This window comes from Cobetia crustatorum, assembly GCF_000591415.1.
GTDB classification, from domain to species: domain Bacteria; phylum Pseudomonadota; class Gammaproteobacteria; order Pseudomonadales; family Halomonadaceae; genus Cobetia; species Cobetia crustatorum.
Map to the genome: position 1 here is coordinate 1 of NZ_JEMF01000129.1, position 8,370 is coordinate 8,370.

At 57.2% G+C, this 8,370-nt stretch carries 7 protein-coding genes and 2 tRNA genes; 2 read left to right on the plus strand and 7 right to left on the minus strand.

Going from position 1 to position 8,370, the window contains the following annotated elements; translation table 11 throughout:
• Positions 1-468: 468 nt before the first annotated feature.
• Complete coding sequence (locus tag BF12_RS0117715) at positions 469-2,250, plus strand: type I secretion system permease/ATPase (protein WP_024953421.1); 1,782 nt, start codon at positions 469-471, stop codon at positions 2,248-2,250.
• Entirely contained in the window at positions 2,247-3,575 is a 1,329-nt protein-coding gene (locus BF12_RS0117720; protein ID WP_024953422.1) for an HlyD family type I secretion periplasmic adaptor subunit, read from the plus strand. Before BF12_RS0117715 ends, BF12_RS0117720 begins: the two co-directional genes overlap by 4 nt.
• A 117-nt stretch (positions 3,576-3,692) precedes the next feature.
• On the opposite strand, the gene BF12_RS0117725 is transcribed toward BF12_RS0117720, so the two are convergent.
• The 7 genes from BF12_RS0117725 to BF12_RS0117760 all read right to left on the minus strand — a co-directional run bounded on the left by BF12_RS0117725 (position 3,693) and on the right by BF12_RS0117760 (position 8,323).
• Positions 3,693-3,780: transfer RNA gene (locus BF12_RS0117725), tRNA-Ser, on the minus strand.
• Positions 3,781-3,928: 148 nt separating this feature from the next.
• Positions 3,929-4,501, minus strand: a complete 573-nt coding sequence (locus BF12_RS0117735; RefSeq protein ID WP_024953423.1) for a YiiD C-terminal domain-containing protein — start codon at positions 4,499-4,501, stop codon at positions 3,929-3,931.
• Between the two features lies 1 nt (position 4,502).
• Positions 4,503-5,063, minus strand: a complete 561-nt coding sequence (locus tag BF12_RS0117740) for a nitroreductase family protein (protein WP_024953424.1) — start codon at positions 5,061-5,063, stop codon at positions 4,503-4,505.
• Positions 5,064-5,120: 57 nt separating this feature from the next.
• Positions 5,121-5,999, minus strand: a complete 879-nt coding sequence (queF, locus tag BF12_RS0117745; protein WP_024953425.1) for an NADPH-dependent 7-cyano-7-deazaguanine reductase QueF — start codon at positions 5,997-5,999, stop codon at positions 5,121-5,123.
• A gap of 145 nt (positions 6,000-6,144) precedes the next feature.
• Positions 6,145-6,918, minus strand: coding sequence for an ABC transporter permease (locus BF12_RS0117750; RefSeq protein WP_024953426.1), 774 nt, complete (start codon positions 6,916-6,918; stop codon positions 6,145-6,147).
• Positions 6,915-7,883 (minus strand): ABC transporter ATP-binding protein, encoded by a 969-nt coding sequence (locus tag BF12_RS0117755; protein WP_024953427.1) that lies wholly within the window; start codon positions 7,881-7,883, stop codon positions 6,915-6,917. The genes BF12_RS0117750 and BF12_RS0117755 overlap by 4 nt, the downstream gene beginning before the upstream one ends.
• A 365-nt stretch (positions 7,884-8,248) precedes the next feature.
• A tRNA-Gly gene (locus tag BF12_RS0117760) sits at positions 8,249-8,323 on the minus strand.
• Positions 8,324-8,370: the final 47 nt, after the last annotated feature.

Consider the following 8,370-nt stretch of genomic DNA (forward strand, 5'->3'; position numbering starts at 1 on the left):
GCCACTGAGTGCATATCTGTCATTTGAGCACCTGTGCGATGAGGTGCACCGGCTGCTCGACGGTTATGGCGCTGAGCGCACGATTAATTTTGAATAGGCACTTATCAGAGAAGATAATCTTGCAGAAAGCCAGAACTATCATGCTTTTTAAAAACGTAAATCATATGGATATTCAACATCAGACATGAGCAAAATAAACAGCAAAAACTAGAAAAATAAAGCCTTGGAATTTTTTTATTGATCATTGAAATATTCACTTGCTCGCCGATCAATCAGCAGCAATATTTCAACAGTAAACCAGAGAAACAAAACAGAATAATCTAATAAATAGATGGGCAATATTAACCACAGAGCAATGGCGTCTACTCCATAGCCAAGCAAGACAACGTGAAAAATCCGAGCTCAGGGCAGCCGTCAACGACGGTGACTTGGATAAAAAGAACAACAACGACGCTAGGGAACGACACCATGGCCATCTCCCGGGAAGGTAATGACCTGCAAAAGGTCCTGGACCACTGTCGGCACAGCTTTGTCTACGTCGGACTCTTCAGCTTGTTCATCAATCTGCTGATGCTGGTGCCGCCGCTCTACATGCTGCAGGTCTATGATCGAGTCATCACGACACGTAGCCAGGAAACACTGCTGATGCTGACTCTGGTGGTCGTGTTCCTCTTCATGGTGATGGGGGCTCTTGAACTGATTCGCTCAAGAATCCTGGTCCGAGTCGGGAATCGACTGGATGTACTGATCAGCCCGAGACTTTACAGTGCCATGTTCAAGCACTCCCTGATGACGCCGGGCAAGCCCTCCGCACAGCCGCTGAACGACCTCACCACCCTTCGCCAATTCCTTTCCGGCAACGGCCTGTTCGCTTTCTTTGACGCGCCCTGGGTGCCGATATACATCGGCGTGCTGGCACTGTTTCATCCATGGTTTGGTCTGTTCGCCCTGGGCGCGGGCCTTGTTCTGACCCTCATTGCGCTGATCAACGAGAAGACCACCAAGAAGCTGCTGAGCGATGCCAACGGCCAACATGTCCTGTCCCAGGATCTTGCCAACAGCAATCTGCGCAACGCCGAAGTGCTCCACGCCATGGGCATGCTGCCGGGCATCCAGAATCGGTGGGAGGCGCGCCACCGCGAGTATCTGGTGCTGCAGTCCAAGGCAAGCGACCGCGCAGGTCTCTTGACCAACACCTCCAAGGTACTGCGCTTGATGTTCCAGTCATTGATCCTCGGTCTTGGCGCCTATCTGGTGCTGACCGGCGACCTGACGCCCGGCATGATGATTGCCGGCTCGATCCTGATGGGGCGGGCGCTGGCGCCGATCGATCAGATGATCACCGGCTGGAAAGGCTTCAGCGGTGCACGCACCTCACGAGCCCGCCTCGAGGAGCTACTCGAGGCCGTGCCTGCCGATGCACCCACAATGCCACTACCGGCCCCCAAAGGCCGACTGACACTCGAGGCAGTCAACGCCGCGCCGCCAGGCGAGCGGCTATCGACACTCAAGGACATCACTCTGACACTTGCCAAGGGTGAGCACATCGCCGTGGTAGGCCCCAGCGCCGCCGGCAAATCCACCCTGGCACGGGTGATACTCGGCCTATGGCCAGTACAGCTGGGGTGCGTACGACTCGATGGCGTGGACGTCAGTCAGTGGAAGCGGACCGCGCTAGGGCCTCATCTTGGCTACCTGCCGCAGGATATCGAGCTGTTCGATGGCTCCATCGCCGAGAATATCGCTCGCTTCCAAGAGGTCGAAGCGCAACTCGTGGTGCAAGCCGCCCAGAGCGCCGGTGTCCACGAAATGATCCTTCGCCTGCCGCAAGGCTATGACACCTGGCTGTCCCACGGTGGAGCCGCCCTTTCCGCGGGTCAGCGACAACGTATCGGCCTGGCACGGGCACTCTATGGAAAACCGGTGCTGGTAGTGCTCGATGAACCGGACGCCAACCTGGATGAAAGTGGTGAGCAGGCGTTGGCCCAGTGTCTGATGCAACTGCGCCAGGCAGGCACCACGGCCATCATCATCACCCATCGTCAACGTCTTCTGCAGCAGGTCGACCGCATCCTGGCCCTCAAGGATGGCCAGGTGGCTTCACTGTCCCCGCCGACGCGAGGACGACCCATTGCACGGGCCGTGGCAGGGAGAGGGCACTCGACTCCGTCCATGAACGCTCAGCGTGTCACCGAGCTGAAACCTAGTGCCAGAGGCCGCCATGAAGGCGGTGAGGAGAGCCCGAGATGACCACCTCCCAATCCACGAATGGCGGCTTTGACAGTGAGCTTCCGCTACGCGACCACAATTATCGACGCCTGGGCCTGGCCGTACTGCTCATCGCAGTCGGCGGATTCGGCAGCTGGTCAGTCATGGCGAACCTGGCAATTTCCGTGGTGGCACCGGGATCGGTATCGGTAGAGAGCTTCACGAAGACCATCCAACACCTCGAGGGAGGCATCGTGGAGTCGATTCGCGTGGAGGATGGCGATCATGTCGAGGCCGGCGACGTGCTCATCGTCTTCGATGACACCCAGGCACGCTCTCAGCAGAAGATCGTCGAGGCTGAATACCTGATTGCCAGAGCCAGTGAGATACGCCTGCTTGCCGAGTACAGCAACGCCGACACCCTGACCTTCCCGGAATCATTGAGACAGTCGACCAATCCTCGTGTGCTGGAGGTCCTTGAAGTACAGCAGCGGCTCTTTGAGGTACGTCGTCAATCGCTGAACGGTGCCATGGCAGCCCTGGATGAGCAGGTCGTGCAGATGAACGAGCAGATCGCAGGTCTCGAAAATACCCAAGCCATCACAAAGCGACGCATCAACTCTCTCAATGATGACGTTGCCAACCATCGCAAGCTGTTCCGAAATGGTCTGATCAATAACCAGCGATTGCGTGAAATGGAGCGTGAGAGTCTCGAATACCAGAGCGACAATGCCGGCCAATTTGCCGAGGTCGCACGGCTGCGTTCCCAGATCAGCGAAAACGAGCTGCAGAAACAGATTCGCCTGCAGGAATTTCAGCAACAGATCGGCGAGTCTCTACGTCAGGTTCAGGCAGAAGTCACCGATGCGGAAGAACGACTGGTCGCGCTCAATGACAACCTCAGGCGTACAGAGGTCATCGCACCGGTGGCCGGCACCGTGGTCGGCCTGAAGGTCCATACGCTGGGCGCGGTGATTCGTAGTGGCGACCCCCTGCTCGATATCGTGCCCGCCGGCGACGGCTTCATCGTCGAGGCCAGGGTCCCGGACCATGATATTGACCACCTCTACCTCGGTCAGCCCGCAGAGATTCGCTTCAGCGCATTCAATCAGCGGTTATCCAACATCATCGATGGTGAGGTCACTCACGTGAGTGCCAACAGCTTCGAGGATGAAGCGACTCGTGCCCGTTATTACAAGGCGCGGATTCGTGTCACCAGGACCGGCCAGAGCAACATGACCGAGAGCATGCGATTGCTTTCCGGCATGCCTGCCGAAGTGATGATCCGTACCGGTGAGCGCAGCTTCGCCAGTTATGTCGGCAAGCCTGTCGTGGATATGCTGGCGCGAGCAATGAGGGAGGAATGACAGGAGACTGAGGCGCCAGTAGACGAAGGGAATCACGAGAGGGACAGGCAATTCGACCATACCCCCCCCTCAGAAACGCGAAAAGCCCGCATCCTAGGATGCGGGCTTTTCTTAATCTGGTGGAGGAGGAGGGATTCGAACCCTCGAAGCCTTGCGACTTACACACTTTCCAGGCGTGCTCCTTCGACCACTCGGACACTCCTCCAGATCAGTATTCTCACGAGTGACTCGGCTGCGCCGTGTTTCCCTTGAGAACGCGGCGTATATTATCGAGCCGCTGGATGCATTGCAATACTTTTCCAAAATCTTTCATATAGATAGCGTCAATCTCTCTCATTCACCGCTACCTCCATTCATGCTGATGGTGCCAGCACCACGTAGTCACCTTGCGCCTCGAAGCACAGTGTCGGCAACGCTGATTCTTCAGCCTGACACCACAGCTGCTGGACCAACGTCAGGCGCGCACGCCGTCCTGCCACAAGCCGTTCACTGACTCCGACAAGCGCCTGCTCATCAAGCGGAGCACAGCTCAGTCGATACTCTCCACTAACGGGCGCCAGAAATTGCTGACTGGCACGTGAGACGACGATATCGCGCTGGATACCGCGTGCGCGTAGCCACAGCGTCAGCCAACTCCAACCACACAGTGTCGCTTCAAGGCTCATAGCACCGCCAAACGCCGTGCCCTTGTCATTGAGGTTAGGCGCCAGCATTAGCTGCCAGTCGAGCCGCCCTTCAGATTGCTGTGGCTGCGACCAGCACATGCTCTTGAGCCCGAGCTGACCAGCGAGTGGAATCGCACACGTCAGCCAGTCGCGAAACTGCTCCAGGTCTTCGGTAACGGGTGCCATCACACGCCCCAGCTGACCGTCGGAGCCGCAAGGCAGCGCCAGCGGTGGAAAAGCCTCTCCGCCTTGACGACTCATGCTACTGCCAGCGCTCGACAAAATCGGCACTGACACGTGAGGCCAGTGGCTTCAAGCGCCCACCCGGCGTGCCGAGATACAGGAAGCCAACCAACTCGTCGTGTTCTTCCATGCCAAGCCCAGCATGCACGGTGGCATCAAAAGCATAACCACCAGTGCGCCACATACCGCCCAATCCTTGCGCCTGTGCGGCATACAGCATGGCATGTGCCGCGCAACCAGCACTGACAACCTGTTCAACTCTTGGCACCTTGGGATGCTCCGGCGTCACCTTGGCGATCACTGCCACCACCATCGGTGCACGCAATGGCTTCTTGGCTGCCGATGCCTGAGCAGCCTCATCGCCAGCGGGAGACTTTGTACGCTCGGCCCTGGCAAAAAGCTCGCCCAGGCGCTCCAGGCCCGCTCCCGTGAACTCAATAAAGCGCCACGGTGTCAGCTCGGCGTGGTCCGGTGCGCGCAGCGCAGCCTGATACAAGGCTTCCATCTGTTCGGCATCCGGAGCCGGCGCCATCAGCTTGCCCATTGAATTGCGTTCATGCAGTAACGTCAGCGCGTCCATTGGCTCTCCCCTCGCACAGATCAGATAAGAATGATTCTCATATTATCACGCAGTGCATTACTGACGCGACAAGCGCAACGGCAGGCTGGCACGCGCTTCGCCTTCGAGATCAACAGTGGCACGCCACGGGCTGATGTCCAATCCGCCGCGCCGCACATAGCGCGCCATCACCAGTAGCGATTCAGGCTTCACGCGCGCCATCAGATCCACGAATAGATGCTCGACGCAGTGCTCATGAAAATCCTGATGCTGGCGATAGCTGATCAGGTAGGCCAGCAGACGCTCGCGGTCGATACGCGGACCACGATAGCGAATCCAGACACTGCCCCAGTCCGGCTGACCGGTGACCGGGCAGTTGGACTTGAGCAGATGGCTGTGCAGGTCTTCGCTGACGATATCGTCTTCATCTGCCGCGAGTAGTTCAGGCGACGGCGTGTAGTGCTCGACGGTGACCGGCAAGTCATCGAGGCACTCCCCCGGCAGACGCCCCACATTAAGCTCGGCATCATTCAGTTCCAGCAGACGCACCTCGACCGGCGCACCCGCCGCGGCGGCAAGATCCCGCTCCAACGTCGCCTGCACGGCCGCCTGATCGGCGAAGCGGCTCTGATTGAGGCTGTTGAGATAGAGCTTCCAGGATTTGGACTCGATCAGATTCGGAGAGGCCGCCGGCAGGCGGAAACGGGCCACACGCACCCACGGCTTGCCGGATTCATCCAGCCAGGAGACCTCAAAGGCGTGCCATTCATCCTCACCGACGAACGGCAGTGCCGTGTCACTGATACCGATCGGGCCACGATTGGCCGCGCGCGCAATCGGAAACAGTAGACTGGCATCGTATTGCTCAGGATAGGCAGACTCGCGACCGAGCGGTGCATCCTTGAGAGTCTCGGGACGTACCTCGTCAGGTACATTGACGGCAGTGGGATGAGCCATGACAGCACTCCAGGAGTAAAAGACGGAAATAGGATGAGCACGCGTGAAAACGCGTGGCGCAGACAGCGAAACGCCGGCAATGAGCCGGCGTTTCGTGCACTGGCGCGATGGCGCGCATATTACCATCTTCTGCGACTTTTCATCTTCAGCTACGAATGCCCTTGCCGCGCTCCAGCAGCCACAGCGCAAAGCTGAACATGCCGATGATAAAGGCCGCGATGGCAGCCAGTGCCGGCCCTACACTGATATCAGACACCCCCAGAATACCGTAGCGGAAGGTATTGACCATATAGAGGATCGGGTTCGCCAACGATACGTTCTGCCAGAACTCCGGCAGCATGTTGATGGAATAGAACACCCCACCCAGATAGGTCAGCGGCGTGAGGATAAAGGTCGGCACGATGGAAATATCATCGAACTTGCGCGCAAACAGTGCGTTGATGAAACCGCCGATCGAGAACAGCAGTGCCGTCAGCACCACGACAGCAATAGTCAGCAATGGGTGATGAATATCGAGATCAGTGAACAGGAAAGCTACCGCCGTCACGATGATACCTACGCCCAGCCCGCGCGCTGCGCCACCAATGATATAGCCGAGCAGAATGATCCAGGACGGCAGCGGCGAGACCATCAGCTCCTCGATGCTGCGTTGGAACTTGTTGGAGAAGAATGACGAGGCCACGTTGGAGTAAGAGTTGGTGATCACCGACATCATGATCAAGCCCGGTACGATGTAGTCCATGTACTTGATGCCATCCATGGTGCCAATCCGCGAGCCAATCAGATTACCGAAGATCACGAAGTACAACGTCATGGTGATGGACGGCGGCAACAGGGTTTGCGGCCAGATACGCGTGAAGCGACGGATTTCCTTGACGATGATGGTGGTTAGCGCCACCCACAACTGACGGGGATTCACTGCGCGATCTCCTTGGCGACGTTAGAGGCAATACCGCTTTCAGCGTTGGAGCGTTCGACCAGATTGACGAACAGCTCCTCAAGTCGATTGGCACGGTTACGCATCGAGACAACCGTGATGCCTGCAGCACTGAGGGCAGCAAAGGCGTCATTGATCGATTGTCCTTTGCGCACGGATAGCGACAGCTGATTCGACTCGCTGAGCGACACCTCAAAGCCTTCAATGGCCGGCACCACCGAGAGCGGCTCACGCGTATCGAGCAGGAAAGTTTCAATATCCAGCTGCTTGAGTAGCTTGCGCATACTGGTGTTATGCACAATTTCACCATGATTGATGATGGCGATATTGCGACACAGGCTCTCGGCCTCTTCCAGATAATGCGTAGTGAGAATGATGGTGGTGCCTTCCTCACGATTGATACGGCGCATGAAGTCCCACATCGAGCGACGCAGTTCAATATCGACGCCTGCGGTCGGCTCGTCGAGGATCAGCAGGCGCGGCTTGTGAATCAGCGCGCGAGCGATCATCAGACGACGCTTCATGCCACCCGAGAGCGTGCGAGAAGCCGTATCGCGCTTGTCCCACAACCCGAGATCCTTGAGCAGGCGCTCGGCACGCGGCCGCGCTTCCTTCATGGGCATGCCGTAATAACCCGCCTGGGTCATCACGATGTCCTGGACCTTCTCGAATTGATTGAAGTTGAACTCCTGCGGCACCACGCCGAGGTGATACTTGGCCTTCGAGAAGTCCTTGTCGATATCAATCCCGAAGACCTCGACCTTGCCCGCCGTTTTTTGCACCAGCGAACACACCACACCGAGTGTCGTGGACTTTCCGGCTCCGTTAGGGCCGAGCAACGCGAAGAAATCGCCCTCGGGCACATCAAGATCTATTCCCTTGAGCGCCTCGAAACCGTTGTCGTAAACCTTGGTCAGACCACGGATGGACAAGGCAGGTCGTGACATCAGACACCTATTTTATCAATGTGCACTGTCATGAAAAGACAGTCAGAAGAAGCATGCCTGCCAGCCACGAAGGCGACAGAAAAGGCACGCAGAATGAGAGGTGCATGGTAACGCATCCAACACACCGGTATCAGACCTGTTGCTGGCATGGCATTGGTGCAAAGAGAGAAACAGAGCGACATGACAGTCGATGACGCAGGAGTCGTGGAGCAAGACACATCAGAAGTCGTCAGAAAAAACCGAGTACTGCGGGGATATCAGGGGAAATACAGACACAAAAAAATCGCCGATGACGAGAACACGATAAACACTGTGTCTGTCAGGCGATGGCATGCTGCTATATCAATCTTCACTTCACATACGACTGGAGCGGGAAACGAGATTCGAACTCGCGACCCCAACCTTGGCAAGGTTGTGCTCTACCACTGAGCTATTCCCGCCTGTCGAAAAACTGTGCTGCAAAACAGAATGGCGTCCCATAGGGGGT

Bases quoted from the DNA above. Each gene is read 5' to 3' on its own strand.
- BF12_RS0117715 (WP_024953421.1), top strand. From the start codon at position 469: ATGGCCATCTCCCGGGAAGGTAATGACCTGCAAAAGGTCCTGGACCAC.
- BF12_RS0117720 (WP_024953422.1), top strand. From the start codon at position 2,247: ATGACCACCTCCCAATCCACGAATGGCGGCTTTGACAGTGAGCTTCCG.
- BF12_RS0117735 (WP_024953423.1), bottom strand. From the start codon at position 4,501: ATGAGTCGTCAAGGCGGAGAGGCTTTTCCACCGCTGGCGCTGCCTTGC.
- BF12_RS0117740 (WP_024953424.1), bottom strand. From the start codon at position 5,063: ATGGACGCGCTGACGTTACTGCATGAACGCAATTCAATGGGCAAGCTG.
- queF (WP_024953425.1), bottom strand. From the start codon at position 5,999: ATGGCTCATCCCACTGCCGTCAATGTACCTGACGAGGTACGTCCCGAG.
- BF12_RS0117755 (WP_024953427.1), bottom strand. From the start codon at position 7,883: ATGTCACGACCTGCCTTGTCCATCCGTGGTCTGACCAAGGTTTACGAC.